This is a genomic window from Mesorhizobium sp. M1365 (genome assembly GCF_040317865.1).
Taxonomy (GTDB): Bacteria; Pseudomonadota; Alphaproteobacteria; order Rhizobiales; family Rhizobiaceae; genus Mesorhizobium.
In genome coordinates, this window is the sequence record NZ_JAMYLG010000013.1 from 1 (window position 1) to 24466 (window position 24466).

24 protein-coding genes and 3 pseudogenes are annotated in these 24466 nt (G+C 60.7%); 13 read left to right on the plus strand and 14 right to left on the minus strand.

Annotated elements, in window-relative coordinates:
* Positions 1-486: 486 nt before the first annotated feature.
* A complete protein-coding gene (locus tag NKH04_RS16510; RefSeq protein ID WP_353044585.1) occupies positions 487-1788 on the minus strand; it encodes a glucoamylase family protein in 1302 nt (433 codons plus the stop codon).
* A gap of 466 nt (positions 1789-2254) precedes the next feature.
* Between NKH04_RS16510 and NKH04_RS16515 the strand changes: the two genes are divergently transcribed.
* On the plus strand, positions 2255-2626 hold the full coding sequence (locus NKH04_RS16515) for a hypothetical protein (protein ID WP_353044586.1): 372 nt from the start codon (positions 2255-2257) through the stop codon (positions 2624-2626).
* A gap of 389 nt (positions 2627-3015) precedes the next feature.
* On the opposite strand, the gene NKH04_RS16520 is transcribed toward NKH04_RS16515, so the two are convergent.
* From NKH04_RS16520 to NKH04_RS16540, 5 genes are all read right to left on the minus strand, one after another.
* Positions 3016-3213, minus strand: coding sequence for a hypothetical protein (locus NKH04_RS16520; RefSeq protein ID WP_353044587.1), 198 nt, complete (start codon positions 3211-3213; stop codon positions 3016-3018).
* Between the two features lie 193 nt (positions 3214-3406).
* Positions 3407-4606, minus strand: coding sequence for a mandelate racemase/muconate lactonizing enzyme family protein (locus NKH04_RS16525; RefSeq protein WP_353044588.1), 1200 nt, complete (start codon positions 4604-4606; stop codon positions 3407-3409).
* A 17-nt stretch (positions 4607-4623) separates the two neighbouring features.
* Positions 4624-5985: a mandelate racemase/muconate lactonizing enzyme family protein gene (locus tag NKH04_RS16530; protein WP_353044589.1), complete on the minus strand. Its 1362-nt coding sequence runs from the start codon at positions 5983-5985 to the stop codon at positions 4624-4626.
* A 56-nt stretch (positions 5986-6041) separates the two neighbouring features.
* Positions 6042-7208: a mandelate racemase/muconate lactonizing enzyme family protein gene (locus NKH04_RS16535; RefSeq protein ID WP_352819638.1), complete on the minus strand. Its 1167-nt coding sequence runs from the start codon at positions 7206-7208 to the stop codon at positions 6042-6044.
* A gap of 54 nt (positions 7209-7262) precedes the next feature.
* Positions 7263-7973: a GntR family transcriptional regulator gene (locus tag NKH04_RS16540; protein WP_353044590.1), complete on the minus strand. Its 711-nt coding sequence runs from the start codon at positions 7971-7973 to the stop codon at positions 7263-7265.
* 209 nt (positions 7974-8182) lie between these two features.
* Between NKH04_RS16540 and NKH04_RS16545 the strand changes: the two genes are divergently transcribed.
* The 6 genes from NKH04_RS16545 to NKH04_RS16570 all read left to right on the plus strand — a co-directional run bounded on the left by NKH04_RS16545 (position 8183) and on the right by NKH04_RS16570 (position 14667).
* Positions 8183-9661 (plus strand): ABC transporter substrate-binding protein, encoded by a 1479-nt coding sequence (locus NKH04_RS16545; RefSeq protein ID WP_353044591.1) that lies wholly within the window; start codon positions 8183-8185, stop codon positions 9659-9661.
* Between the two features lie 79 nt (positions 9662-9740).
* The gene (locus NKH04_RS16550; protein ID WP_352819641.1) at positions 9741-10700 is read left to right on the plus strand and encodes a carbohydrate ABC transporter permease; all 960 of its coding nucleotides are present in this window, start codon (positions 9741-9743) and stop codon (positions 10698-10700) included.
* Complete coding sequence (locus NKH04_RS16555) at positions 10700-11590, plus strand: carbohydrate ABC transporter permease (protein WP_023679256.1); 891 nt, start codon at positions 10700-10702, stop codon at positions 11588-11590. Before NKH04_RS16550 ends, NKH04_RS16555 begins: the two co-directional genes overlap by 1 nt.
* A gap of 10 nt (positions 11591-11600) precedes the next feature.
* The gene (locus NKH04_RS16560; RefSeq protein WP_352819645.1) at positions 11601-12698 is read left to right on the plus strand and encodes an ABC transporter ATP-binding protein; all 1098 of its coding nucleotides are present in this window, start codon (positions 11601-11603) and stop codon (positions 12696-12698) included.
* Positions 12699-12731: 33 nt separating this feature from the next.
* Positions 12732-13895 carry a mandelate racemase/muconate lactonizing enzyme family protein gene (locus NKH04_RS16565; RefSeq protein ID WP_352981259.1) on the plus strand — a complete coding sequence of 388 codons (1164 nt, stop codon included), beginning with the start codon at positions 12732-12734 and terminating at the stop codon, positions 13893-13895.
* Positions 13896-13917: 22 nt separating this feature from the next.
* Positions 13918-14667, plus strand: a complete 750-nt coding sequence (locus tag NKH04_RS16570) for a ribonuclease activity regulator RraA (protein WP_352503627.1) — start codon at positions 13918-13920, stop codon at positions 14665-14667.
* On the opposite strand, the gene NKH04_RS16575 is transcribed toward NKH04_RS16570, so the two are convergent.
* Genes NKH04_RS16575 through NKH04_RS16585 form a run of 3 tightly spaced genes read right to left on the minus strand, consistent with a single transcriptional unit; the run spans position 14668 to position 18229 of the window.
* The gene (locus NKH04_RS16575) at positions 14668-15489 is read right to left on the minus strand and encodes an alpha/beta hydrolase (RefSeq protein ID WP_502895760.1); all 822 of its coding nucleotides are present in this window, start codon (positions 15487-15489) and stop codon (positions 14668-14670) included.
* Between the two features lie 11 nt (positions 15490-15500).
* On the minus strand, positions 15501-16988 hold the full coding sequence (locus NKH04_RS16580) for an NAD-dependent succinate-semialdehyde dehydrogenase (RefSeq protein WP_353044592.1): 1488 nt from the start codon (positions 16986-16988) through the stop codon (positions 15501-15503).
* A gap of 17 nt (positions 16989-17005) precedes the next feature.
* On the minus strand, positions 17006-18229 hold the full coding sequence (locus NKH04_RS16585) for an iron-containing alcohol dehydrogenase (protein WP_353044593.1): 1224 nt from the start codon (positions 18227-18229) through the stop codon (positions 17006-17008).
* 323 nt (positions 18230-18552) lie between these two features.
* Here NKH04_RS16585 and NKH04_RS16590 point away from each other — a divergent pair, with 323 nt between their 5' ends.
* Together NKH04_RS16590 and NKH04_RS16595 are read left to right on the plus strand one after the other, a co-directional pair.
* Entirely contained in the window at positions 18553-19254 is a 702-nt protein-coding gene (locus NKH04_RS16590; RefSeq protein WP_352474438.1) for a GntR family transcriptional regulator, read from the plus strand.
* Between the two features lie 151 nt (positions 19255-19405).
* A complete protein-coding gene (locus NKH04_RS16595) occupies positions 19406-19999 on the plus strand; it encodes a DJ-1/PfpI family protein (protein ID WP_352540695.1) in 594 nt (197 codons plus the stop codon).
* Between the two features lie 62 nt (positions 20000-20061).
* Here NKH04_RS16595 and NKH04_RS16600 read toward each other — a convergent pair whose 3' ends face one another.
* From NKH04_RS16600 to NKH04_RS16610, 3 genes are all read right to left on the minus strand, one after another.
* Complete coding sequence (locus NKH04_RS16600) at positions 20062-20958, minus strand: GntR family transcriptional regulator (RefSeq protein WP_353044594.1); 897 nt, start codon at positions 20956-20958, stop codon at positions 20062-20064.
* A 230-nt stretch (positions 20959-21188) separates the two neighbouring features.
* Entirely contained in the window at positions 21189-21368 is a 180-nt protein-coding gene (locus tag NKH04_RS16605) for a hypothetical protein (protein ID WP_353044595.1), read from the minus strand.
* A gap of 4 nt (positions 21369-21372) precedes the next feature.
* A complete protein-coding gene (locus NKH04_RS16610; protein WP_353044596.1) occupies positions 21373-21624 on the minus strand; it encodes an ATP-binding cassette domain-containing protein in 252 nt (83 codons plus the stop codon).
* A gap of 20 nt (positions 21625-21644) precedes the next feature.
* Here NKH04_RS16610 and NKH04_RS16615 point away from each other — a divergent pair.
* From NKH04_RS16615 to NKH04_RS16630, 4 genes and pseudogenes are all read left to right on the plus strand, one after another.
* Positions 21645-22439: pseudogene (locus tag NKH04_RS16615) on the plus strand (zinc-binding dehydrogenase); the annotation flags it as partial.
* Positions 22440-22540: 101 nt separating this feature from the next.
* Positions 22541-22645 (plus strand): annotated as a pseudogene (locus NKH04_RS16620) (EamA family transporter); the annotation flags it as partial.
* A gap of 133 nt (positions 22646-22778) precedes the next feature.
* Positions 22779-23006 (plus strand): CopG family transcriptional regulator, encoded by a 228-nt coding sequence (locus NKH04_RS16625; protein ID WP_352851185.1) that lies wholly within the window; start codon positions 22779-22781, stop codon positions 23004-23006.
* A 15-nt stretch (positions 23007-23021) separates the two neighbouring features.
* Positions 23022-23436, plus strand: a pseudogene (locus tag NKH04_RS16630) (TA system VapC family ribonuclease toxin).
* A gap of 141 nt (positions 23437-23577) precedes the next feature.
* Here the strand turns inward: NKH04_RS16630 and NKH04_RS16635 are convergent.
* Together NKH04_RS16635 and NKH04_RS16640 are read right to left on the minus strand one after the other, a co-directional pair.
* Positions 23578-24033: a type II toxin-antitoxin system VapC family toxin gene (locus NKH04_RS16635; protein WP_352474447.1), complete on the minus strand. Its 456-nt coding sequence runs from the start codon at positions 24031-24033 to the stop codon at positions 23578-23580.
* Positions 24014-24256: a type II toxin-antitoxin system Phd/YefM family antitoxin gene (locus NKH04_RS16640; protein ID WP_352467423.1), complete on the minus strand. Its 243-nt coding sequence runs from the start codon at positions 24254-24256 to the stop codon at positions 24014-24016. The genes NKH04_RS16635 and NKH04_RS16640 overlap by 20 nt, the downstream gene beginning before the upstream one ends.
* Positions 24257-24466: the final 210 nt, after the last annotated feature.

The window sequence follows — 24466 nt, forward strand, 5'->3', positions numbered from 1 at the left end:
AACACAACGCCCGGCCCAGGGATGCCATGGATAAAGAAACTTGCGTTCCTCGGTCCCGTGGGCGTTCTCTCGTCGTGTTGTACAACACCGCGCGGCCGCATTCCCAAATCGCCTGGCAGACACCGGCCGAGTTCGCCACCACCTTCAATCTGCGACGGCCGCTCGCGTTGCGCTGTGCCAAAGGCTCCGCGCCAGCGCCCGTCGCTTCACGCGCCCAGCAGGGCACAACCCACGCCGGAAACGAACTCAAAACTGGGATAGAAACTGGTGGCAACGTCAACGCGAATGGCTGCCTTGGAGGTCGGCTAGTGGGTCGTCAGCGGAATGGCAGTTTTCTGGCTAGTTCATTCCAGAACCGAATCGTCCGCTTCCGCCCCTATTCTGCCGAGAAGCAATGCGCCGCTAACCGACATTCGCAGCAAATCCGGCATGCGCTAGGAGTCAAAAGTCCTGGTATCAATCGGGGAGCTTCGTCATCTCGACTTCTTATAGCCAACCGCCCGAAAAACCGGCTCGGTGCAGTCCCGCGATGATGGCCGGCACGCGGCGCATCAGGCGCCACATGAAGCCCGAGCGGTAGTTCTCTATCATCAGAGTGATCGGCCCCTGATTGATGCCGACATGGTCCGGCGATACCCAACCGCATGGCCGGCCGTCGGCGGCTGCTAGTGTCGGATTGAAGCTTGCGGTGAAGCCGTAAGGATTGCCCTCGTGCAGGTCGATCTCGTGGAAATAGCGCAGTGCAGGCAGAACGATCTCTGGCGCAAAGGGCAATGAGGTAATCGCTGCCCACGGCGACAACGTTCCATCATCAGGGCCGAATGGCGCACCGCGCGCCAGATAGCCGAAGAAGCGGCGGCCACCGACCGTGATTTGACGTTTTGTCGGGCTTGGGCCGTCGCTGGCGGTAATGCCCCAGCAATTCTCGCCATAACCGCTGAAGCCCTTCGGATTGCGAATGGCGTAGTCGCGTTGCAGGTAGGTTGCCTCGCGGCTGTTCTCGAAATAGTCGCAGTCGTGGTTGCGCATGGAAGCATCGCGGATGCCGCGAAAATCGATCCAGATATGCGAGAGCTGGTGGATGAAGAGTGGACCGGCGTAAACCAATTCTCGGCCATAGATCTTTTTCCACTTGTAGGTGGATAGCCAGGCCGCATAGCTCTCGAGCGGCAACGGATGGGTTGGCGAGCCGAGGCCCAACACATAAAGGATCACCGCTTCGTCGTAGCCTTGCCAGCGATAGCGCAGGAAGCCTTTTCCAGGCCGCCAGCCATGGGTGACGGTAGCGCCGCCGTTCTGCGCCCATCGCCAGTCGGTGCGCCGGTAAAGCGCATCGGCAAGCCGCCGGATTTCCAGTTCGGATTCATCGTCCTCGCCAAAATAGGCGCCGGCGGCCAGCGCACCGGCAAGCAGAAGCGCCGTATCGACCGTGGACAGCTCACACTTCCAGACGCGGCGGCCGGTCTCCATGTCGAGGAAATGGTAGTAGAAGCCCTTGTGGCCCGTTGCGTCGGCTTCGGGCCCTTGCGGCGCGTTCCAGAAGAAGCGAAGCGTGGCGAGCGTCCGTTCAGCGGCGGCGGCGCGCGTCATGAAACCGCGCTCGACACCGACGGGATAGGCCGACAGGGCGAGCCCGACGGCGGCGATGCTGGCTGGTGACGCCGGGGTGTTGCGGTCGGCGATCAGGCCATTCGCCGGGTTGGCCTCTTTGAGAAAATAGTCGAAGGACAGGCGCTGGATGTCCGAGAGAAGCTCGTCGTTCTGCGGGTGGTCGCTCGATGCATCCATGGCTGTCGATATAGAGGGGTTTCGCTGCGCTTCCCACCTTTTTGGTCGTCTTGTCGCCTTTGGGTCATGTCACGACGATGCTCGCGCTGCCCCAGGTGTCTCTATAACTAGGTTCGAACACCAGAAGCTGACATTCCGCTAACCGCCCAAGGCTGCCGATCCCAAGGCTGCCGGGCCCAAGGCGCCTCATGTACAAACCCGCTCCGCGGGAGGGTCGCCTAGTTGTGCGGTAAATCATCGTCCGTGAGCAGGTAAAGGCTGCTATCAGACGATGAAGTTCCTTCAACGAGAGGAACTCCCCATGGCTACTCGCTTCAACGAAGGCCGACATCAGGGCGTCCCAGCGACGGGGCGCTCTGTTTTTATTCGCGCGACGTGCGCGCTATCCGCCCCGCTCCGCACTGTCGCCTCTCGATCCCGCCGAGCCAAGATCCGCTCGCCTATACCCAAATGGTGGGAATGCGCTATGGATGCCGTCATGAGACAGTCGCCTGGCAAACTTGGTACGGAAGCGCGCATCTACGCGAAAAATCTCGCTTACGAGATTGCTCGACGAGAGAGGATAGGCGCGCCTGCGCTCGATCCCGGCGGCAAGGCGACGACGTGGCGCGATGCGCAAGTAGCGTTACGTCATGCGTTCATGGATGAAGGATCGCCGCCGAGACGGGTAAAGCTTCTTGATGCCGCTGCTACGCGTCTGGAGCGCCTCCCCCCTCTGATCGTGGCTTTCGCATCGCGCTATTTTTGGAAGGCAACCGGCAGGCAACGATATTCGATCTGCGCATGCTGGTGCATAGCAGCCATCCGCTTCAAGGGTTGGAGCACGAAAGCGGAGTAACTGCACCATGCGCCACCTTCACTACAAATCGGGGCAAGCGCGACGCTTGTGACGTCGCCCCATCTGTTTACCTTTCAGATCACACCATCGGGCGCCTACGCGAGCGTTCTGAGCAATGGAGTACCCCCGAGGCTGGGTTAGCTGCTCTGCATATCGCGACAGTTGCTGCCGATCTTGCGCGTCCTGACCATCGGTTGAGTTTCTTGAAAATGTCTTCGCTGTCCTGTGCGATCGATGGGGGTATCCTTACGGGAGCGATGCGACGCAGCCCCGTCGACGATGGGACCGTCCCTCTATGGGACGTCCGCACGCTGCTTGATGACGATTTCAAACTCGATCCGGCGACTGTTCAGCAGGCCAGTCAAGTCGCCGAGCTTGTCACTCGCGTCCTAGTAGGTGGCGAGAACTGGATGACGATCAGCCTTCAATCGAGGAATGGTGACGCTATCGATTTCGTTGAACCGCGCGAGGATCATGTCACGGCGACGCTGCGCGCTCGAGTGGGGGTCAAGAACTGACGCGCGGTGGGCGGCGAACGAAAGACCATCATTGTTTTCCGGATGAGAATGCGCCACGTCCATCTGCATCCAAAGAGGCAGTGATTTTCCGTTGTCAATCTTGGGCCGGAAGCAGGCGTTCTATGTGTCTCGCGACGAATGGCAGCTATCCCACCCTCGGTGCCTGAAGAAGACAATCTGCTTCCGGCCCCGAAACGGTCATTCTGGATGCAAATTTGCGAGAATCAGTCCGCGCCGTGCACGGTGGCGCAAGAAGGATGGTTCAGTCGAAGAAGCCTGCATCCTCTTCCCGGAGATACTTCCTGCCTGCTTCGGCGTCGATATCGAGGCCCAGCCCCGGCGCTTCCAGCAGGTCCACCATGCTGTCCTTCACGATCTGCGACGGCAGGCCGATTACGAGGTCCTCCCACCAGGGGTCGGAGGCGCTCGGGTATTCGAACGCGATGTAGTTGGCGGGCAGGGTGGCGCAGACATTGATCAGCGCGCCGAGGCCGAGAAGGCCGTTCGCGGTGCCGTGCGGTGCCATCAGAATTGAGTGCATATAGGCGTGCTCGGCGACCCATTTGAGCTCGGCAATGCCGCCAATATCGGCTGGATCGGGGCCGATGACGCGCACCGCCTGCGTTTCGATCAGCTCCTTGAAATTGTGCCGCAGGTATATCTGCTCGCCGGTATGAATTGGCGTCGAGGTTGAGGTGGTCAGTTCCCGATAGGCCTGCGGATTGACCCACGGCACATAGTCGCCGGTCAGCATGTCCTCGAGCCACATCAAATTGTACTTCTCGACCGCGCGAGCGAACTTGATTGCATCGGGCAGCATCCAGCCCGGGCCGCAGTCGAGCGCCAGGCTGACCTTGTCGCCCAGCACTTCCTTCATCGCGATCACGCAGTCGAGCATGTGGTTGAAACCGCGCTCGCTGATGACGCCCTGATCCATGGCACCGTGGTAGCCAGCCTTATTCTGCTTCACGCCGTAATGGAAGTCCTCGATGGTGTCCTTCATGTTGGAGTGGAACGAGATCCCTTGCTTGATCATGAAGAAATTCTGCGGCTGCTCCATCATCCATTTCACGTCAGCGGCGTAATCCTCCGGCCGGTCCCCCGTTCGCTTCTGGCGGATCGAGCCGTTATAGACGCGCACCTTGTCGCGCACCTTGCCGCCGAGCAGTTTGTAGGCCGGCACGCCTGCGGCCTTGCCGGCTATGTCCCACAGCGCATGCTCGATAGCGCTTACCGCCGCGCCATAGGGCTTGAAAGAGCCGCGTTGGCGGATCTTCAGCATCACCCGCTCGACATCGGTAGGGTCCTCGCCGATCAGCGCCTCACGGAAATGCAGCACCCAAGGCTTGAGATAGGTCTTGGTGAACTCGACTTCGCCAAGGCCATAGAGGCCCTCGTCGGTAACAATGCGGACTATTGGATGTTTGCCGATGACGGCGCAGCGGAGATCGGTGATCTTCATCTTCGGTTCTTTTCGCCTCAGCTCCAGATACGGTCCCAGGAATACTCGTCGTCCCAGTGATCCGTGGGCTGCCAGATGCCGGTGACACCCGGCTGCAGATGCCGCGAGATCACCTCGTCGACGACGTCGTCAATCCCCAGGCCAGGTTTGTCCGGAACAGTGATAAAGCCGTCCTTCACGAGCGGCTTGGGAAGGCCGGTGACGATATCGTCCCACCAGTCGACATCGGCAGAGTGGTATTCGAGCGCCATGAAGTTTTCGGTCGCGGTCGCGACATGTGCCGCGGCCATTGCGGCGATTGGACTTTCGGCCATATGGATGGCCATTGCGATGCCGTGGTCCTGGGCCATGTCGCCGATCTTCTTGGTCTCGAGGATGCCCCCGCTGGTGAGCAGGTCCGGGTGGATAATGGAGAGGCCGCCGCTCTTGAGCAGAGGCTCGAAGCCTTCCTTAAGGTAGATGTCCTCGCCGGTGCAGATCGGCACCGTAGTGGCGGCCTGCAGTTGCCGGAACTGCTCGGTGTACTGCCATGGGATCACATCCTCGAGCCAGGCCGGCACGTATTTTTCAATCCGCCTGGCGAGCCGAATGCCGTTCTGCAGCGAGATGTGGCCGACATGGTCAATGGCGAGCGGAATATCCATACCGATAACATCGCGAACCTCGGCAATGTACTGTTCAAGCAGGTCGAGGCCCTTGTCGGAAAAGTGGAGGCCGGTAAACGGATGGGGAACGTTATGCAAATCGTAAGCGGCATTGCGGGCGCGGCGCTCCTCCATGGTCTTGACCGGGCCGCGGCCGGGATGGATGCGGTACCCTTCAAGTGAGCCGGCAGGGGAGACGACCGCACCGGGTACATCCGCGATCTGCATCAGCCCCAGATCCATCTTGAGGAAGGTGAAGCCGAGCGCCATGCGCTGCTTGAGGCGCTTGCCGGTCTCGGTGCCGCTCGGCACGGTAGCGTCGGTGTCGCAATAGACGCGCACCTTCTCCCGAAACCGGCCGCCGAGCATCTGGTAGATGGGAACGCCATAGGCCTTGCCGGCGAGATCCCACAACGCGATCTCGACCGCCGAGACGCCGCCGCCTTGCCGGCCGTGGCCACCGAACTGCTTGATCCGGCGAAACAGGCGGTCGATGTCGCAAGGGTTCTCGCCAAGCAGCCGGCTCTTCAGCATCAGCGCGTAGGTGGCACTGGCGCCGTCGCGCACCTCGCCAAGCCCGACGATGCCCTGGTTGGTGTAAATCTTGAGCAGGGTTGAGGTGAACGGCGCGCCGACGATTTCGGCTACCCGCATGTCGGTGATGCGAAGCTGGGATGGCTTGGAGTTCGCGTTTACCCGATTGAGCGCTTCGTCGGCGCCACCTCTCTTTGCCATGACTTATCCTCGTTTTCGGCTTGTCGTCCCGCACCCTGGGCCGGCATTTGGTCTTGCTAGCCCAACTCAATCTCGTAGGCCTGCAGGTAGTCGCGGTCCATCTCAATACCGAGACCAGGCTTCGACGACAGCTTGAGGCTGCCGTTCGAAATGTCGAGTGGTCTGTCGATCAGGTGATCGTATTTGCCCAGGTTCCACTCCGATGTTTCGAGTTTGTAGAAATTGGGGACGGTCATCATCACCTGCGCTCCCGCAACCACGTTGATCGGTCCCGCGGCGTCATGTGGCGAGACCGGCACGTAGTAGGCTTCGCACAGCGCAGAAATCTTCTTGAGTTCGGTAATGCCGCCGGTCCAGGTAACGTCGGGCATGATGTAGTCGGCGAGCCTGTTCTCGAGTACCGGCACGAAATCCCACTTCGTGTGGCCGCGCTCGCCCCACGAGATGGCGGTATTGACCTTCTCACGCACCTGCTTGAGGGCGTTAAGGCTCTCGGGCGGGCAGGGTTCCTCAAACCAGTCGATCTGGCCGGCCTCCTCGAGGCTCCGACAGAGGCGAATGGCGGTGGGGACGTCGAAGCGGCCGTGCGCATCGATGAGAATGTCGACATCGGGTCCTGCCGTTTCGCGGATCAGAGCCGTGAGGTCGGCGGCTTCGCGCTCGTCCTTGCGGGTCATGCTGCCATCGAGGTAGCCGTCTCGCTGTTCGCGGGGCAGGCCATCGGCGCTGCGGCCCTGGTGGGGGTAGGGATCGAACTTGAGCGCAGTGTGTCCGGACTCGACAATGTCTAGAATTTCGCGGACCACAGCCTCCTTGCTGGTGAATTTGGCCTGGTTGGGATGGGTGTAGAGCGCGATTTCATCGCGTACCGGCCCGCCAAGCAACTCGTAAATCGGCTTGCCAAGGACTTTGCCCCGGATGTCCCAGAGGGCAATATCGATGGCGCTCACGCATTCGACAGCGGCGCCGCGGCTTCCCATGTAGGTGAAGCTGCGGAAGATCTTGTGCCAGAGATGCTCGATACGCGCCGGATCCTCGCCTGTCACGGCGACGCCGATCTGCCGCAGGATCGTGCAGAGAGCGCGGTTGGCGAGCCTTGTCGTGGTGGTGATCTCTCCCCAGCCGCTCACTCCCTCGTCGGTCGTCACTTCGACGAACAGGAACTCTCCCCAGTAAGAAGCACCGGACTTGATCAGCCACGGCCGAATGCTCGTGATTTTCATCTCAACTACCTTTGCCTGGAAATGGTCAGCTAACGATGTTCTGGACTGGACATTCTATCCGGCCCGAGCGGCGTTGCGCGCTCGCATCTGTTCGAGAATATGCCGGCCCGAACCCTCGACATGGCGGGAAACGAGTTCGGCCGCCTTGTCGGCCTCTCCCGCCTTCACAAGCGCGATGAGTTCGCGGTGCTCGCGCATGATCGCGGCACGTCGCGCCAGCGTGAAATTGAAACGACGGCTCACGGCTCGCAGCACTTCGCGGTGCTTCCACCAAAGCTCGGCGGCGTGGCGGTTGTAGTGCCGCTGGTACATCACGGTGTGGAAAGCGGTATCCAGCTCACTGTGCCTGAATGTGTCGGCGAAGTTGTTCTCTTCGATCAGGCCTTGGAGACGTTCGAGATCGGCGATGTCCTCGCCGGTAGCCATATTCACAAACCATCGTGTCAGGGCTGGCTCGATCAGAACACCGATCTCGTAGATATCCCGGACAAAATCCTGATCAATGGGTCGCACGCGCGCCCCGCGGTTGGCGACAAAGGTGACAAACCCTTCGCCGCGCAACAACTGCAGGGCCTCGCGCACAGGATTGGTCGAAGTGCCGTGACGCCGGGCGAGATCGGTGACGACAAGCCGTTCGTTGGCAGCGAGCCGTCCCTCGATGATATCTTCCCTGATCAATTCATAAAGCGAGGCGCCCTCGCTGGAGGCCCCGATGGGATCGGTCCCCACCGGTGGCATCGCTTTGAAATCGCTGATTTCGGCCAAGGCCGGGCTCCCCAATTTAATACATACCTTGCCCGATATCACACACGGCTTTCGCAAACAATGTACGATCCAGCGCGTTGACAGGCAATTCACGATCTGAAAACGTACCAAGCGATCGAGAGGATACACTGAGCTGGCAGAAGCATCCTCGCGATCGAAACGAGCAAGGACCGCTTTAGGGCGGCATGGGAGAACCAGGGAGGATACCTATGACGAGAATTGCGCTCGGCAGTGCCGTCCTGCGCGGCACTGTCGCCACTGCTTTGATGGCATCCCTGACGTCTACATCGGCGCTGGGTGCACCGCCGGTCGACCTGAGCAAGTGGTCGCCGGAGTATGTGCGCTCGATTGCGGGCACACAGCATTTTGACACGGCGGCCGATTGCGCCAAGGTCACCCCGCTCGATTACAAGGGGCGACTGACATTCTGGTATCAGGGCGTGTTCGAGGGCGACCCGGACCTCCTGCGCCAGTACTACAAGGATTTCTTCGAGACCTTCCGCAAAACCTATCCGAACATCCAGCTCGAGGAACAAGCCCTCACCTATAACGACCTTCTCGACAAGTTCCGCACCGCGCTCCTGGGCAATGCCGCGCCTATGGCGGTCCGCCTGCAGATCCTGGGTGGTACCGAGTTCGCCTCAAAGGGCTATCTGCAGCCGCTCAAGCCAGAGGATGTGGGGTATTCGACAGAGGATTTCTGGCCCGGCGCCATGAAGGCAGTGACCTGGGAGGGCGTGACCTACGGCATTCCGACCAACAACGAGACGATGGCGTTCATCTGGAACGCCGACATCTTCAAGCGTGCCGGCCTCGATCCGGACAAACCGCCGGCAACGTGGGACGACGTGGTCAAGTATTCCAAGCAGATCCACGACAAGCTCGGCATTGCCGGATATGGCCTCGTGGCTCGCAAGAATGCCGGCAATACGCCGTACCGCTTCATGCCACAGCTGTGGGCCTATGGCGGCGGTGTCTTCGACGAAGCGACGCCGAACCCGACCTATGAGCAGGTCCAGCTCGATAGCCCGCAAAGCAAGGCAGCGCTGCAAGCCTCCTACGACATGTATGTTCGCGACAAGTCGGTTCCGGTTTCGGCACTCACCAATCAGCAGGCCGATAATCAGCCCCTGTTCGTCGCTGGCCAGCTCGGCATGATGATCTCGCACCCGTCCGATTACAACGTCATGCTCGACCTGCAGAAAAAGGCGACGGGCACCGACAAGGACAAGGCGCAGACGGTCATCGACAACATGCGCTACGGCCTGATCCCGACTGGTCCCGACGGCAAGCGCGCCGTCGTGTTCGGCGGCTCGAACATTCACATCCTGAAACCCGAATATGTCGAGGGCGGCAAGGTAGACGAGCCGGCCGCGAAAGCTATCATCTGCATGTGGACGAGCCCTGAATGGTCGCTGAAGATGGCCTACGCCGGATCAAACCCTGGCAACCTCAACGGCTTCAAGACCAAGTGGATGAAGGAACGTCTGGACAACATCAAGTTCCTCGACGTCACCACCTCGATGCTGCCATACGGCATCCCGTTCCCAGCTCTGCCGCAGGCCCCCGAGATCATGAACATCATCATCCCGGACATGCTGCAGAATGCCCTGACCGGAGCGATGACCGTCGACGAGGCAGCGGACGACGCGGCCAAGAAGGTAAAAGACCTGATGGGCGGACTCTAGTCCAGGCCACACCTACGACCTGGACCGGCTGCGCCGCTGGCGCAGCCGCAGCGTTCCGAAGAAAAAGGGCACGCCACAAGTGACGATCGTGACCGGCAAGGCCGAGGCTCGCCGAAGATTGCAACCCGGTTGGTCCGGCGCGCTGCGGAAGGTCTGGGAGCATCGCGCGGACTACGCGTACGTGCTCCCAGCGATCGCCGTGATGCTCATCGTCATCGCCTATCCGATCTACTACACGGTCGAGCTGTCGTTCTTTAAGACACCGCCTGGCCTGCAACTCCGCGACAAGACCTTCATCGGCTTCGACAACTACACGACCATCCTCACCAGTCAGGTGTTCTGGAAAGTCACCTGGAACACACTGATCTGGACTCTGGGGTCAACTTTCATCTCCTTTGTCCTGGGGTTTGCCACAGCGCTGGCGCTCCACCGCGACTTCATCGGCCGTGGTGTCCTGCGCGCCGTCCTGATCATCCCTTGGGTCATCAGCGCCGTCGCCGCCTCCTACATCTGGAAGTGGATCTACCATTCGGACTTCGGGATCATCGGCGCGGTGCTGGTCGGCCTCGGATTGGCCGCCCATCCGCCGAATTTCATCGACAATGTCAGCACGGTGCTGCCCTCCCTGATCGTCGTCAATATCTGGCGCGAGTTTCCGTTTGCCATGATCATGATGATGGCCGGCCTGCAGACAGTCCCCGACCAGTTGCTGCGTGCCGCAAAAGTCGACGGTGCCAATGCATGGCAGCGCTTTTGGCACGTCACCTTCCCGCACTTGCGCAACGTCTCGGTGGTGACGATGCTGCTGCTCGCGGTGGCCAACTTCAATTCCTTCATCATCCCCTGGATCATGACCGGCGGCGGGCCGTCGAACGCATCGCATATCTGGATAACCCACATTTATGAGCTCGCCTTCGGACGGCAGCGCTGGGGCGTGGCATCGGCCTATTCGGTGCTCCTGTTCCTCACGCTGATGACGCTGGGCTACTTCTACGTCCGTGCGTTAAGCGGCAACGAGCGGAAAGAGGGGAGCGCCTGATGAGCACGATTGCCGAAACAGCGCCTCGAGCCCAGACCCGTCGCCGCATGCGCGTCGACGGATGGCGGTGGGCCGGGCGCATATTCCTCGTGTTCATGCTGCTTTATACCGCGTTGCCGATGATCTGGATGCTGATCACCTCGATCAAATCCGGATTCGCGGCGACACAATTCCCGCCGCAATGGTGGCCGGACGAACCTACCCTCGCCAGCTACCAGAAACTGCTCGATCCGCAGAACAGCGTCGGCCAGGACTTCCTCCGCTTCTTCTGGAACAGCCTTTTCGTGTCGACCGTCACGACAATCCTTTCGGTGATCGTGGCTGTCCCAGCGGCCTACGCGTTTTCGCGCTTCAGTTTCCCCGGCCGGAATTTCCTGTTCTTTGCCGTGCTGCTGCGCAACATGTTCCCGGCGGTGATCTTTCTCGTGCCACTCTTCATCCTGATGCGCGCCATCGGTCTGATAAACACGCATGGCTCGCTGATACTCACCTATCTCACCTTTGGCCTGCCGCTGGCGATCTGGCTGCTCAAGGGCTTTTACGACAATATCCCGGTGCAGCTTGAGCAGGCGGCGCGCATCGATGGCGCAACACGGTTCCAGGCCTTCATCATGATCGTGATGCCGCTCTCGACGCCGGGGATCATCGCCACCGCAATCTATTCCTTCATCGGCGCGTGGAACGAGTACATCTACGCCTACACCTTCCTCTCCAAGAACGAGCAGTTGACCCTGCCGGTCGGCATCCAACGCTTCTTCTCGGAAAATACGACGGACTTTCCGGGCCTGATGGCGGCCAGCTTCATGATGAGTGTGCCCGTCGTGGTGCTGTTCCTGGTCCTGCAACGATACTTCGTACGCGCCCTTACAGAAGGCGCGGTCAAGCACTAGGGAGTTGCCGATGGCCCACGTGGTCCTCCAAGATCTCGTCAAGAGCTATGGCAGCTTCAAAGCTGTCAACCACGTTTCGCTGACGGTCAATGACGGCGAGTTCGTTGCGCTCGTCGGCCCTTCAGGCTGCGGCAAGACAACCACGCTCAATCTCGTCGCGGGGCTGACCCCGATCACAGCGGGCGACATCATCATCGGCGAGCGCGTGGTCAACGACCTCGACCCCAAGGACCGGGACATCGCAATGGTGTTCCAGAACTACGCGCTCTACCCCCAGAAATCGGTCTACAAGAACCTGGCGTTCCCGCTTCAGATGCGCAAACTCCCCAGGGACGAGATCGACAAGAAGGTCAAGGAAGCGGCGCGAGTGCTCGACATGACGCACCTGCTCGAGCGCAAGCCGCGCGAACTGTCGGGCGGGCAGCAGCAGCGTGTGGCCCTTGGCCGTGCCCTCGTTCGCGCCCCCGCCGTGTTCCTCATGGACGAGCCACTGTCTAACCTCGATGCCAAACTGCGCGTGCAGATGCGGTCGGAGATCAAGCGTTTCCACCAGGACCTCAAGGCGACGATCATCTATGTGACGCACGACCAGCTCGAAGCCGTGACCATGGCTGACAAGATGGCGGTGATGAATGGCGGCTACCTGCAGCAATACGATTCACCGGCGCAGGTCTTCGCCCATCCGGTGAACATGTTCGTGGCCAGCTTCATCGGCAGCCCGGCGATGAGCCTTATTCCGTTAGAGGCCTCGACGGCAAACGGCAACACGGTGTTGACCGGCGCCGAGGGCTGGCGCCTTGAGCTCTCACCGCGCAATGCCCAGAAGGTGGCGAAAGCGACGACCAGGAAAGTCGTGCTCGGCGCACGTCACTCGACGATCAAGCTCCACAAGAGTGCGGTCCCTGGTTCCATTCCGGCCAAGGCCTACACGGTGGAACCGACTGGAGACGTCACCTTCGTCCAGGCGTTCCTGTCCGGCGCCATCGTCAACGTCAGCGTGCCGCCGAACATTGCCGTCGCGCCCGACGAGCAGATCTGGCTCGAGTTCGACCAGGAGCGGATGCATCTGTTCGATGGCGAAACTGAAATGGCCCTCAAGGCCAACTGAGATAGAGCGAATGCGTGTGAAACGTGGGCGTGGATGACTGAGAAACTTAAGATCACCGCGATCAAGCCCTATCCGGTGTGGGTAGGAACGCGCAACCAGATGCTCGTCAAGGTCGAGACCGACCAGGGCATCTTCGGCTGGGGCGAGAGCGGCTTGAGCGGTCGCGAGAGGGCCGTGGCCGGCGCGGTCGAGCACTATCGCGAGTTTCTCATCGGCCGCGACCCGATGCAGATCGGGCGGATCTGGCAGGAGATTTACCGCAGCCAGTACTTCGAAGGCGGACGAGTCCTTCAGGCGGCGATTTCCGCCATCGACATCGCCCTTCACGACATCAAGGGCAAGGCGCTGGGCGTGCCGGTCTACGAGCTGCTGGGCGGCAAGCAGCGCGACCGCATTCCCACTTTTGCCTCGACCGGCGACGAGGCCGAGGGCGACGTTGCCATCGAACGGGCCCGCGAACTTCGCGCGCAGGGGTGGCAGGCGATCCGCTTCTTCCCCTTCGGGCAAAACAGCAAGGACATCTTCGAGCCGCGCGAGTCCATCGGCGCTACCGCGGGCATGCTGAACAGGGCGCGCGAGGCGCTGGGCGACGACGTGGTCCTCGGCCTCGACTATCATCATCGGCTGTCGGTGGCAGAGGCCGCGAGCTTCTGCAACAAGCTCGGTCGCGGCGTGCTTGATTTCCTCGAGGAGCCGATACGGGCCGAAACGCCGGAGGCCTATGAATCGCTGCGCACGATGACCGAAATCCCCTTTGCCATAGGCGAGGAATTTGCCAGCAAGTGGCAGTTCCTGCCCTACATCGAGCGCGGCATCCATCAGTTCAACCGGCTCGATGTTTGCAATGTCGGCGGGCTCACCGAGGCGATGAAAATCGCTGGCTGGAGCGAGGCGCATTATGTGGACCTGATGCCGCACAATCCGCTTGGTCCAGTGTGCACGGCCGCGACCGTGCATCTCGCTGCCGCGGTACCCAACTTCGCGTGGCTCGAGACCAGGGCACCCGAAACAAAGCTGGGCTTCGACAATTCCGACTTCTTCCCCGTGCAACCACGGCTCGACGGGACCGATTACCCGGTCGGCGATCTGCCGGGGCTCGGCGTCGAGGTCAACGAAGTTGCGGTCCAGACGCAGAGTTTGCGTTTCTGGGAAGCGCCTCACCTTAAGCGCCGCGACGGTTCTGTTACGAACTGGTAGTTCCATTCAATCGGAGTCCACAATGACACATACTTCCGACATCATGCGGCCGCCTAAGGACCTGATCGACGCACTCAGGGAGATCGGCGCCGCGACGGTTGCCGGCACGCTTGGCCATATGGGTTTCCGCAATCCGCACATGGTCGGTCCGGTGGCGCAAAACCACGGGAAGTCGATCGTCGGGCCGGCGCTGACGCTGCAGTTCCTGCCGCAGCGGCCGGACCTCTTCACCGAAGGAGAATATGCCGATCCGGAGACACAGCTGCACCGGCACGTGCTCTATCACGCGCAGGAGGGCGATGTGGTCGTGGTCGACGCGCGCGGCGACATGAGCTCGGGCGTCTTCGGCGATATGATGTCGACGTATTTCAAGGGCAGGGGCGGGGCCGGTATCGTCATCGATGGGTGCATGCGCGACCGGCCCAATGTCGAAAAGCTCGACCTGCCCCTATGGCTGCGCGGCTGGACGCCAAACTATCATGTGCAGACCAGCATCTATCCCAATGCCGTCAACGTTCCGATTGCCTGCGGCGGTGTCACGGTGATCCCGGGCGACATCATCGTCGCCGACGACGACGGGGTGGTGGTGCTTCCCGTCGTGATGGCCCCGAAGGTGATCGAAGAATCACAGAAGCATCATGATTGGGAGGAGTTTTCGCGAGCGAAGCTCATGGAGGGCGGGCCGTTGCAACGCTACTATCCGCTGCATGACGATGCCCGCGGAGAGTACGAGGAGTGGCGCAAAACAAATCGCCTGGAGAACCCGAGTTAGTCAGCAGGCCTTGGCGATCAGTTTTGCCAGGCAATCGCCAGCCTCGGTCCCCGGCACGCCAAGATCTCTGACACTGTCCATGTGGTTGCGGTTCGGGAGCACATGCGACGTTACCAACGATCCCTGCCTCAGCAAGCTTGCTTTGAATCGATCGGCTTGCTGATGGAAGGGTGGCGTCTCGTTGGCTCCGACCAGAACCGCCGCATTGGTTTGAGCATCATGCCGACAGGCGAGAGGTGTGAACATGGCGACTTCCTCGTCGGTTATTCCAATCTCGTTGGCGAGAAAGGAATCCTGGAGCGGCTTCAAATCATAGAGTCCGCTCAGGAGAAGGGCTGCCCTCACATTCGAGGGGGTATGCTCGCCCTCGAACAGAAACGTTGCAAGATGGGCTCCTGCCGAATGACCACTGACAGTCAGGGCCGCCGGGCTTCCGCCATGATCGGCGATGTTGGCCAGGACCCACTGCTTGGCGCGGCGCACCTGGTCGACGATCCTCGCCATTCGGACCTTGGGCATCAGAGCATAATCGAGGATGACGGCGATGGCCCCGGCTTGGGTAATCGTCGTCGCCATATATGAATAGTCGCGCTTGGAGAACATTCTCCAGTAGCCGCCATGGACAAAGATGTGCACCGGTAGCGCCGTTCTTTTGCCCGCGGGAAAGAACAGGTCCATGGTCTCGGTCGGATCCGGTCCGTAGGCCACGTCGGCGGCCATCGGAATGGCGGCGCGGGCGACCTCGCTGCGGTCAACAATGTCCTGCACGATTTGGTCAAAATCAGCAACGTGGTCGCGGATGCGAAAGGGATCGCCTTGCATTCTTCTTCAGCTCACATGCTGACGGCGAGGTATTTCGCCTCCATGAACTCGGCAATGCCGTGATGCTGCCCTCCCTCGCGGCCGAGCCCACTTTGCTTGACGCCGCCGAAGGGAGCTGCCGGATCAGACATCAGCCCGCGGTTGAGAGCAATCATCCCGGCCTCGATGCGGGAAGCCACCCGCATGCCGCGCGCCAGATCGCGCGTGTAAATGTAGGCAGCAAGCCCATATTCGGTGTCATTGGCGCGTGCGATGACCTCGGCCTCCGTTTCGAAGCTCGAGATTGGCGCCACCGGCCCGAATATCTCCTCATGCGCCATCTTTGCGTCGCCCGGCACGTCGCGAAGCACCGTCGGAGGATAGAAGAAACCGCGCCCGGACAGGACTGAGCCGCCGCACATGACCCGCGCGCCGCGTGTGACCGCGTCGACGACAAGGCGGTCTATCTTCTCGACCGCCTTTTTGGTGATCATGGGCCCGCATTCCGTGTCCGGATCAGTGCCAGGGCCGACCTTGAGCGACGACATCCGCTTCTCGAGGCCATCGCAGAAGGCTTCGTAGATGCCAGATTGCACATAGAGGCGGTTTGCGGCCGTGCAGGCCTCGCCGGCGTTGCGCATCTTGGCCACCATTGCACCATCGAGCGCCGCTTCGAGATCGGCGTCGTCGAACACAATGAACGGTGCGTTGCCGCCGAGTTCCATCGAACACGAAACCACATGCCTGGCAGCCTCTGCCAGCAGAGCGCGACCCACACCCGTCGAACCGGTGAAGGAGAGTTTGCGCACCCGCGGATCGGCCAGCATGGCGGCTGTCAAAGGCCCGGGACTGGAGGTTGTCAGGACGTTGACCACCCCTGGTGGAATGCCCGCGTCCTGGTAGAGCGCGGCGAGCGCATAGGCGGTGAGGGGTGTCTCACTGGCCGGCTTCAGGATCACCGTGCATCCAGCGGCAAGTGCGGGCGCGATCTTGCGCGTCGCCATCGCGGCAGGAAAATTCCAGGGCGTGATCAGGATGCAGATGCCGACGGGTTCGTAGTCGACCACAATCCGATTGGTGCCGGAAGGCGCAGTACCGAATTCACCGGTAATGCGAACGGCCTCCTCGGCATTCCAACGGAAAAATTCCGCGGCATAAGCGATCTCGCCGCGGGCATCCCGCAGGGCCTTGCCGTTTTCCAATGCGATGAGAGTAGCCAGTGCCTCCGATCGGTCCGTCATCAGTTCGAAGCAGCGTCGGAGGATCTCGGAACGCTTTCGCGGCGGCGTTGTTCGCCAGTCATCGGCTGCCTTGGCAGCGGCTTCAACGGCAGTGGCGGCGTCGTCCACGGTCGCATCCGGCACAGCGGCGATGACAGCCTCGGTCGAAGGATCGACGACCGGAATCACCCTGCCATCCGCGGACTGCCGCCATTGGCCGCCAATATACAGCCCGTGCGAGATTGTGTGGAAGTCGCTGATGCCCTGATCGTCAGCCAGAACCTGTGAAAACGTGTTCATCTCGATATTCCCGATTGTTACATGATGCTGGCGAGGTCGCCATCAAAGGCCGCCTGGACCAGGTGTCGCATGGTCCGCAAATCAAATGGACGCGGGTTGTTCTTGATGAGGCGCTCGATACCGATCGCTTGTTCCGCCGTCCAATCGAGCTTATCGGCGGGCAGCCCCAGCTCGGCTAACGAGGAGGTGATCCCGATTGCCCCAAACAGCCGGCTGACTTCGGCAATGGTCGCGTCGGCCAACTCGTCGGGCGTCCGGCCTTTACCATCGAGGCAGAGCGCGTTGGCGATCTCGGCCATCTCGGTCGCTGCGGCTGTTTTGTTGTACTTCATGACGTACGGCAACATGGTGGCGACACCCAATCCGTGAGCGGTGTGGGTTATCGCGCCAACCGGATATTGCACGGCATGCGCTGCCGCTGTGCCGGCCGTTCCGAACGCGCAGCCGGCTGCAAGTGCACCCATCATGACGTCGGCCCGGGCGTCCTCGTCAGAGGGCCGGCGGCATGCCGTTTCAAGGCTTCGGCCAAGCAGCTTGATCGCCAGCAGGGCGAAGTGATCGGTCAAGGCGGTTTTGCCGATAAAGACATGGTTCTGCGGAAGGCCGGGATCGGTCCCACGCCTGGCGGCGGTGAAGGCCTCGATTGCATGCGTCAGCGCATCGGCGCCTGCGATTGCCGTCAATCCCGGCGGGCATGTCATCGTCAACTCAGGGTCGCAGATAGCCGCGGCCGCGATCAGATACGGGCTTGAGATGCCGACCTTCAGCGTGCGATCCGGATCCGAGATCACGGCAACCGGGGTGACCTCAGAGCCGGTGCCGGCTGTCGTCGGCACCGCGATCAGCGGCAGCGTCGGGCCGGGCACCTTGAACTCGCCGTAGTAATCCTGGAGCTGACCGCCGTGACTGATGAGCAGCGCTGCGCATTTGGCCATGTCGAGACAGCTGCCGCCGCCAATGCCGATCACCATGTCGGGCGCGAACTTCCGTGCTTCCTCGACGCAGACGGCAACGGTGTCCCGAGGAACGTCGGGCAGCACACGGTCATGCACCAGTACGTCTATCGAGGCGGCTCGCAGCGCCGCGACAATCTCTGCGAACGGGCCCGTTGCGGCAAAACGTTCATCGGTGCAGACAAGCGCGCGACGCCCGAGCCTCGCCGCGACAACCGGGATGACGTGGCGTTGGCCCTTCCCGAAGAGGATTTCGCGCGGCAGCCTTAGGGCAGCGAAAAGGCTCATGACCTGCATCCTGTGATGATGTCTGGATTGGAATGCGAGATGGCGTTCAACTCGGCCCCAAGGCCGGGTTCGATGTAAAACCCGTCTCGCAACGCGGTTGCGTATCGACGTGCCGAACCATCGTCCGCAACGCTGGCGGTCCGTTCAGCAGGTGAGGAAGCACGGGCTGCCAGGGCGGCACGCTGTTCCAGCAAGGCCACTGCAAATTCGATTGCTTTGTCTCCTAGCTGCCGCAAATGATATCCTCGATAAAATCGTATAGGATATAGGATTGCATTGGCCGGAGCATCGTGTTAGCAACTCAATGTGTCAAGAGGCAAAACATGCAGGCCATGAACTTACCCAGTCTAGACGAAGCGAACCTCGCCGGCGGGCGTATCCAGCGCTCCAGCAGCCTGGTTGAGGACGTCTACGAAGCGATCTTTGCGCAACTCATGTCGCTGAAGATTGCGCCGGGCTCGCGCATCACCGTCGACAGCCTGGTCAAGGAATTCAACGTATCCCACACGCCGATCCGCGAGGCGCTCGGCCGGCTCGAAGGCGAAGGCCTGGTGCTGAAGACGCATCTGATCGGTTACCGCGCTGCGCCGCAGATCACGAAACGGCGGTTTGACGAACTTTATGAGCTTCGCCTGCTGCTCGAACCTCATGGCGCAGCCAAGGCAGCCGCGCTCATGGACGAGGTAAAGCTCGCGCAGCTTCAGAAGTCGGCCGGCGTCATGGCGCGCCGTGAGGGCAAGGACGAGCGCCTGCGGTATTCCAACTTCGCCCGCCAGGATGCCATTTTCCATGACAAGGTCATGGAATTCGCCAACAACGAACTCGTGCGCGAGACATTGGCGCACCAGCACACCCACTTCCACATATTCCGTCTGATGTTCCATTCGCGCGTCACCGAGGAGGCGCTTGACGAGCATGAGGCCATCCTGGCCGCTTTCGCTGCGGCCGATCCTGCCGCTGCCGAGCAGGCGATGCGTCGCCATATCGAGCATTCCCGCGACCGTTTGTTGTTGGCGTTCGACTGAGACTGTCCCGATGTCCCCGTACCCGCCGTTGACGGTCATCACGCAGGCCAGTGCCAACGAAGACTACTTCCCCGATTCACCCTTCTAGAAACTCAAACCTACCAGGCGAGTACAGGTCTCGCCCGGCCGTTGTCACAGGAAAGGAAGTACCATGCCAGGCAAAAAGATCCTGATGCTGACCGGTGAATTCACCGAGGAATACGAAATCTTCGTCTACCAGCAGGCGATGGAAGCGGTGGGCCACACCGTGCACGTCGTGTGCCCAGACAAAAGCGCCGGAGACCTGATCAAAACATCGCTGCACGATTTCGAGGGCGATCAGACCTACACCGAAAAGCTCGGCCACTATGCGCTGATCAACAAGACCTTTTCCGACGCTGAGAAGCAGATGGAGCAATACCACGCTGTTTACTGCGCCGGCGGTCGCGGGCCCGAATACATCCGCACCGACAAGCGCGTGCAGGCGATGGTGCGCCACTTCCACGAAACCAAGAAGCCGATCTTCACGATCTGCCACGGCGTGCAGATCCTGATTGCGGTGGACGGCGTCGTGCGTGGCAAGAAGGTCGGCGCACTGGCGGCTTGCGAGCCCGAAGTGACGCTTGCGGGCGGCACCTATATCGACCTGTCTCCAACGGAGGCATATGTGGATGGCACGATGGTTTCGGCAAAGGGCTGGACGGCCCTTGCAGCGTTCATCCGCGAATGTTTGAAGGTGCTGGGAACGGAAATCCGTCACGCGTAAGCGTTTGCTTCCGACGCGTTCCAGAGGATGCGTCGGTTCCCTTGAAGGGCGGGTCGACTACATCATTCAACAAGTCCGATAAGCGAACGCGTCAACGTTGCTCTTGCCGACGCCAGGTGCGCACGGCAGGCCCGCTCAATCCGGTCAGATTCGCGGCTTTCGAGCGCATCGATATAGGCGAGATGCTCGAGGATTGCCGCCTGGTTGCGCTGCTTTTCGTCCTGCTTGTTCCACTGATAGTGGTAGTGAAAAATGAACGTGATGATGTCGTAGAAATCATCGATGAAGCGGTTCGGTGATGCCTCGTTTATGAGCCGGTGAAACCGGTTGTCCAGGCCGGAGAAGTCATGAAAACGGCCTTCAATTCGCTCCAGCAGGTCGGCATGCGCCATCTTGAGCGCAGCGAGTTTCGACCATAGGGGAGAACTGTGCGGCTGTAGTGAAAATAGTTGCGCCGAACGCAGTTCGAACATCACCCGGATCTCGAAGAGCTCAAGCGCAAAGTCTTCGGTGAAACCCTTGAAAAGCCAGCCTGTATTCGGCCTTTTCTCGATCAGCCCAAACCGGCTGAAGCGGATCAGGAATTCGCGAATTCCGTTGGTCGCAACGCCGAATTGGCGCGCAAGCTCGAGCTCATTGATGCTGGTTCCAGGCCTGGTGTCACCCCGCAGCATCCACTCCATGAATTGCTGTTCGACATGCTTGGCGCGAGGTGTGGTTTCGGCGTCCGGATAGTAATCGTTGTCGCTGACCGGGCGGCCCGTCGACCTGAGGCCGTGGCGTTGGGTGATAAGTTCGCGGTGAACCAGTTCCCGCAAAACCTTTCTGACGGTTGTGCGGCTGACGCACATTCGCCGTCTAAGCTCATTTTCGGAAGGAAGTTCACCGGCCAGTTGCCCGTCGCGCAGCATATTCGCAGCTCGATTGAAGGCCTTCTTGTAGACGGTGTCGGTTCTCATCGGATTTTCCTTGGGAACTATAGCTTGTCCTTTTAGCATGAACTTTATCCATAAAAAACAACTTGACCCGGCCTGGCCGGTTGTTTTTTATCGATAAGAAGAGGACCTGAACACGAATTGAGTTTTTGACGACGCGGCTCGTACAAGCCGCGGCGGGGAGGGGAAATTTGCCTGAAACGGGAAACACCGGCACGACTGTCGGCGAGGCAGCGTTGCCGGCATCGAGGAAGTCAGAAGCCGTTCCCGGCCTTGCGCTCGGCCTGATGCTGCTGAGCGCTGGTCCGGTGGTCATCCTGGTGCTGCTGATCGCCGTCCTCAGCTTTCTGTCGCCCTATTTCCTGACGGGACGCAATCTCAGCAACATCCTCGCCCAGACGGCCGTCATCTCGGTTGTCGCGATGGGCCAGCATCTGGTCATCCTGACACGCGGCATCGATCTCTCCGTCGGCTCGAACCTTGCACTGGCTTCCGTCGTCGGCGCGCGCACCAAGGGTCAGTGCCCAGCCTTCGGGCGGAGTGCCTGGTGCCTGCTGCTCCGTGCGTTGGCGCACCGTCCAAAAGGATCGCGCCGGCATCGAGTTGGTGCACCCCGCTGATACATTTGGTCAGCGTCGATTTACCCGCGCCATTGTCGCCGAGCAGGCCGACGATCTCGCCGCGCCGCACCTCGATGCTGACATCGTCGAGGGCCAGAAGTCCTCGTCAACCCCTATCTTGCCTGCGGAAATTGTGCCGCCTGCCGCCAGGGAAAGCCGAACTGCTGCATGTCGATCGAAGTGCTTGGCGTGCACCGTGACGGTGCCATGAGCGAGCAGATTCTCGTGCCGGCGCAGAACTTGATACCAGCGGCCGGCCTGTCACCGGTCGAGGCTGCCACGGTCGAGTTTCTGGCCATCGGTGCTCACGCGGTGCGCAGATCCATGGCGGGGCCGGGCATTCGCACCTTGGTTATCGGCGCCGGGCCGATCGGCCTTGGCACCGCGCTTTTTGCGCGCATAGCGCAACTCAACGTGACCGTCATGGACGTCGATGCCGAGCGGCTGGCCTTTGCCGCAAGACAATTGGGCTTCCTGGTGATCGACAGGTCGAAGGGATCGATCGTCGAAACGATAGCGGAGCGAACTGCGGGAGCAGGTTTCGACGTCGTCTTCGACGCCACGGGAAACAGCCGTTCGATGCAGGCTGCCTTTGCCTATGTTGCCCATGGCGGCGTCATGGTGATGGTCAGCGTCGTGCCGGACGACATAACCTTCTCAGATCCCGAGTTCCACAAGCGGGAAATGATGCTGATCGGCAGTCGCAACGCGACGCGTAGCGATTTCCAGCACGTCATTGCCTCGATCCGCGCTGGAAAAATACCAATCGACCGACTCGTCACCCATCGCACCACCCTGCGCGACAGCCCACGCGACATCGCAATCTGGGCGCAGCAGAAGTCCGGTCTGATCAAGGCCGTTGTCGACGTGGCTGGATCTGGCTGATGTCAGCAAACACAATCAAGATATGTGACCGCAGCCCTGATGCTGCATTATGGGAGGGGGAGTTGCTCGGTGACGCCAGGCTAAGCGGCGCGCTTGACACGGTATTCGGAGTGGGTTTCCTCCGTGAACAATTGTCCCTGCCGAACTGGCTTGGCGTTTCACTGATTGCAGCAGGGGGCGCAGTTCTCGTCGCATACAAAGGTTGAAGCCGTGAAGCGACAATCCTTCCGGCACAAAACGCGTTCCACGCCAAGTCCGCCGGCTATTCGCACCGGTTGAGTATCCGACGTCGCTATTCTATATGATGCGTGATGTTTGATGCGCACCAAGCAGGGCAACATGAGAACCACACTGGCGATCGATGACGATGTCCTGGTTGCAGCCAAGGCCATCGCCCGGCAGCAGGATCGCAGCCTCGGCGAGGTCATCACCGATCTCGCCCGGCGCTCTCTGCGTCGGCCTCAAGCCGGCGGCGAGCGCAACGGGATTCCTCTACTGTCGCGTCGGCCGGATGCACCTCCTGTCACGCTTGAGACGGTCAATGCCTTGCGAGACGAACTGCCGTGACGCTCCTGCTCGAATGTGCTGATCGCACTGATAGATCCTGGCCACGTCGCCCATGACGACGCGCATGGCTGGTTCGAAGAGACCGGTAAACTCCGCATGGGCTACGTGTCCCGTCACCGAAAACGGCGTCCTGCGCATCGTCGGCAACCAAAGATATCCCAATTCTCCTGGCTCACCAGCTGTTGTTGCGCGAATCGTTACCAAGTTGCGGACCCTGCACGGGCACAGCTTCTGGCCCGACGATGTGAGCCTGGTTGGCTCCGGCGACATTGATGCAGCCAAAATCCTGACCTCGGCGCAGGTGACGGCTACGTACCTTCTCGCGCTCGCCAAGGCGCGCGGCGGCCAACTTGCCAGCTTTGACCGCAAGCTGTCAGCGGCGGCCGTGAAGGGCGGGAAGTCTGCACTGCATCTGATTCCAACAAGGTAGAGACTCTTCGGTGCGGTCTACCTCCGATCTTCTCGGGTTTCTTCGGCGAGAAAGTCGCGGAGGTCCAGAGTCAGCACGGAATCGAGAGCGTCAAAGACTTCTGCACGTCGAACAACATAGGCAGGTGGTCGAGCGAAGAGGTCAATTGCCATTCGCGAGCGGCCCGAGAATTTGGACTCCCTGGCGGCGTGCGGCAAGTGCGAGCTTCCGATCGAGGGTGGCCAGCGGCAACTCGGTTTCGATTGCCAGCGCCAGATAGGCGGCGTCATAGGCGCTGAGCCCGTGCGAAGCCGCTAATGTCAGCACTGCGCCGTCCGACCCGCCGCCGGCGTCCTCCAGCGGCAATCGGCGCAGCCGTGCCATGGTGGTGGCAGCTTCGCCCGCCGCGATGCGGCCACGCCGCTCGGCCATCAATACGACGTTACGCGCCTCGTGCCAGAACAGGGAAGGGACAGGCGCCGTTGCTCCCGGCAATCGTCGCATCAGGGCGGCCGCCGCCTCACTGTCTTCATCAGGAAGAATCCAGGCAGCGGCCATGGAAAAGTCGACAACGAAAGGCATCAGACGATGATCGCCATCAAGCGCGACGCCCTTCATCGCGCCAGGCCCGAATTTCGTCCTGCGTCACGGGCTTGGCGCGGGCGCGGGCAGCGCTGATCTCTTCGATCACGGCTTCGACATCGTTGCGCCGTTGAATCCGCGACAGTTTAGCGATGGGATCATTGCCGCGCGAAATAATCACCTCCTCGCCGGCTTCTACCCTTGAAAGCAGTTCCGAGAGATGCGTTTTGGCCTCGCCAACTTTCACCGTGATGGTCATTTCCTGTCCTTGCGCGCGTCGGGTCAACGTGGTGAGCCGTGTTCATTGCCGAGCTGAGTGTGGATTGCTCGACAATCGCGCTTGCACGCGACGATAGGCGCAATCCTGACCCTTGGTCAAGGCTTGGTCAAGTCATTGCCGACCCCTCGCACACCGCAAGGCGGGCCGTCTCTTGACAAGGTGAAATCGTTCTGGAGCAACGGCTTCTGA

Coding starts and splice junctions, on each gene's coding strand:
- NKH04_RS16640 (WP_352467423.1), bottom strand. CDS start 24,256: ATGACCATCACGGTGAAAGTTGGCGAGGCCAAAACGCATCTCTCGGAA.
- NKH04_RS16535 (WP_352819638.1), bottom strand. CDS start 7,208: ATGAAAATCACGAGCATTCGGCCGTGGCTGATCAAGTCCGGTGCTTCT.
- NKH04_RS16600 (WP_353044594.1), bottom strand. CDS start 20,958: ATGAGAACCGACACCGTCTACAAGAAGGCCTTCAATCGAGCTGCGAAT.
- NKH04_RS16575 (WP_502895760.1), bottom strand. CDS start 15,489: ATGCAAGGCGATCCCTTTCGCATCCGCGACCACGTTGCTGATTTTGAC.
- NKH04_RS16585 (WP_353044593.1), bottom strand. CDS start 18,229: ATGAGCCTTTTCGCTGCCCTAAGGCTGCCGCGCGAAATCCTCTTCGGG.
- NKH04_RS16520 (WP_353044587.1), bottom strand. CDS start 3,213: ATGCAGATGGACGTGGCGCATTCTCATCCGGAAAACAATGATGGTCTT.
- NKH04_RS16545 (WP_353044591.1), top strand. CDS start 8,183: ATGACGAGAATTGCGCTCGGCAGTGCCGTCCTGCGCGGCACTGTCGCC.
- NKH04_RS16510 (WP_353044585.1), bottom strand. CDS start 1,788: ATGGATGCATCGAGCGACCACCCGCAGAACGACGAGCTTCTCTCGGAC.
- NKH04_RS16590 (WP_352474438.1), top strand. CDS start 18,553: ATGCAGGCCATGAACTTACCCAGTCTAGACGAAGCGAACCTCGCCGGC.
- NKH04_RS16605 (WP_353044595.1), bottom strand. CDS start 21,368: ATGCTGGCCCATCGCGACAACCGAGATGACGGCCGTCTGGGCGAGGAT.
- NKH04_RS16560 (WP_352819645.1), top strand. CDS start 11,601: ATGGCCCACGTGGTCCTCCAAGATCTCGTCAAGAGCTATGGCAGCTTC.
- NKH04_RS16595 (WP_352540695.1), top strand. CDS start 19,406: ATGCCAGGCAAAAAGATCCTGATGCTGACCGGTGAATTCACCGAGGAA.
- NKH04_RS16555 (WP_023679256.1), top strand. CDS start 10,700: ATGAGCACGATTGCCGAAACAGCGCCTCGAGCCCAGACCCGTCGCCGC.
- NKH04_RS16635 (WP_352474447.1), bottom strand. CDS start 24,033: ATGAAGGGCGTCGCGCTTGATGGCGATCATCGTCTGATGCCTTTCGTT.
- NKH04_RS16570 (WP_352503627.1), top strand. CDS start 13,918: ATGACACATACTTCCGACATCATGCGGCCGCCTAAGGACCTGATCGAC.
- NKH04_RS16580 (WP_353044592.1), bottom strand. CDS start 16,988: ATGAACACGTTTTCACAGGTTCTGGCTGACGATCAGGGCATCAGCGAC.
- NKH04_RS16515 (WP_353044586.1), top strand. CDS start 2,255: ATGGATGCCGTCATGAGACAGTCGCCTGGCAAACTTGGTACGGAAGCG.
- NKH04_RS16565 (WP_352981259.1), top strand. CDS start 12,732: ATGACTGAGAAACTTAAGATCACCGCGATCAAGCCCTATCCGGTGTGG.
- NKH04_RS16625 (WP_352851185.1), top strand. CDS start 22,779: ATGAGAACCACACTGGCGATCGATGACGATGTCCTGGTTGCAGCCAAG.
- NKH04_RS16525 (WP_353044588.1), bottom strand. CDS start 4,606: ATGAAGATCACCGATCTCCGCTGCGCCGTCATCGGCAAACATCCAATA.
- NKH04_RS16530 (WP_353044589.1), bottom strand. CDS start 5,985: ATGGCAAAGAGAGGTGGCGCCGACGAAGCGCTCAATCGGGTAAACGCG.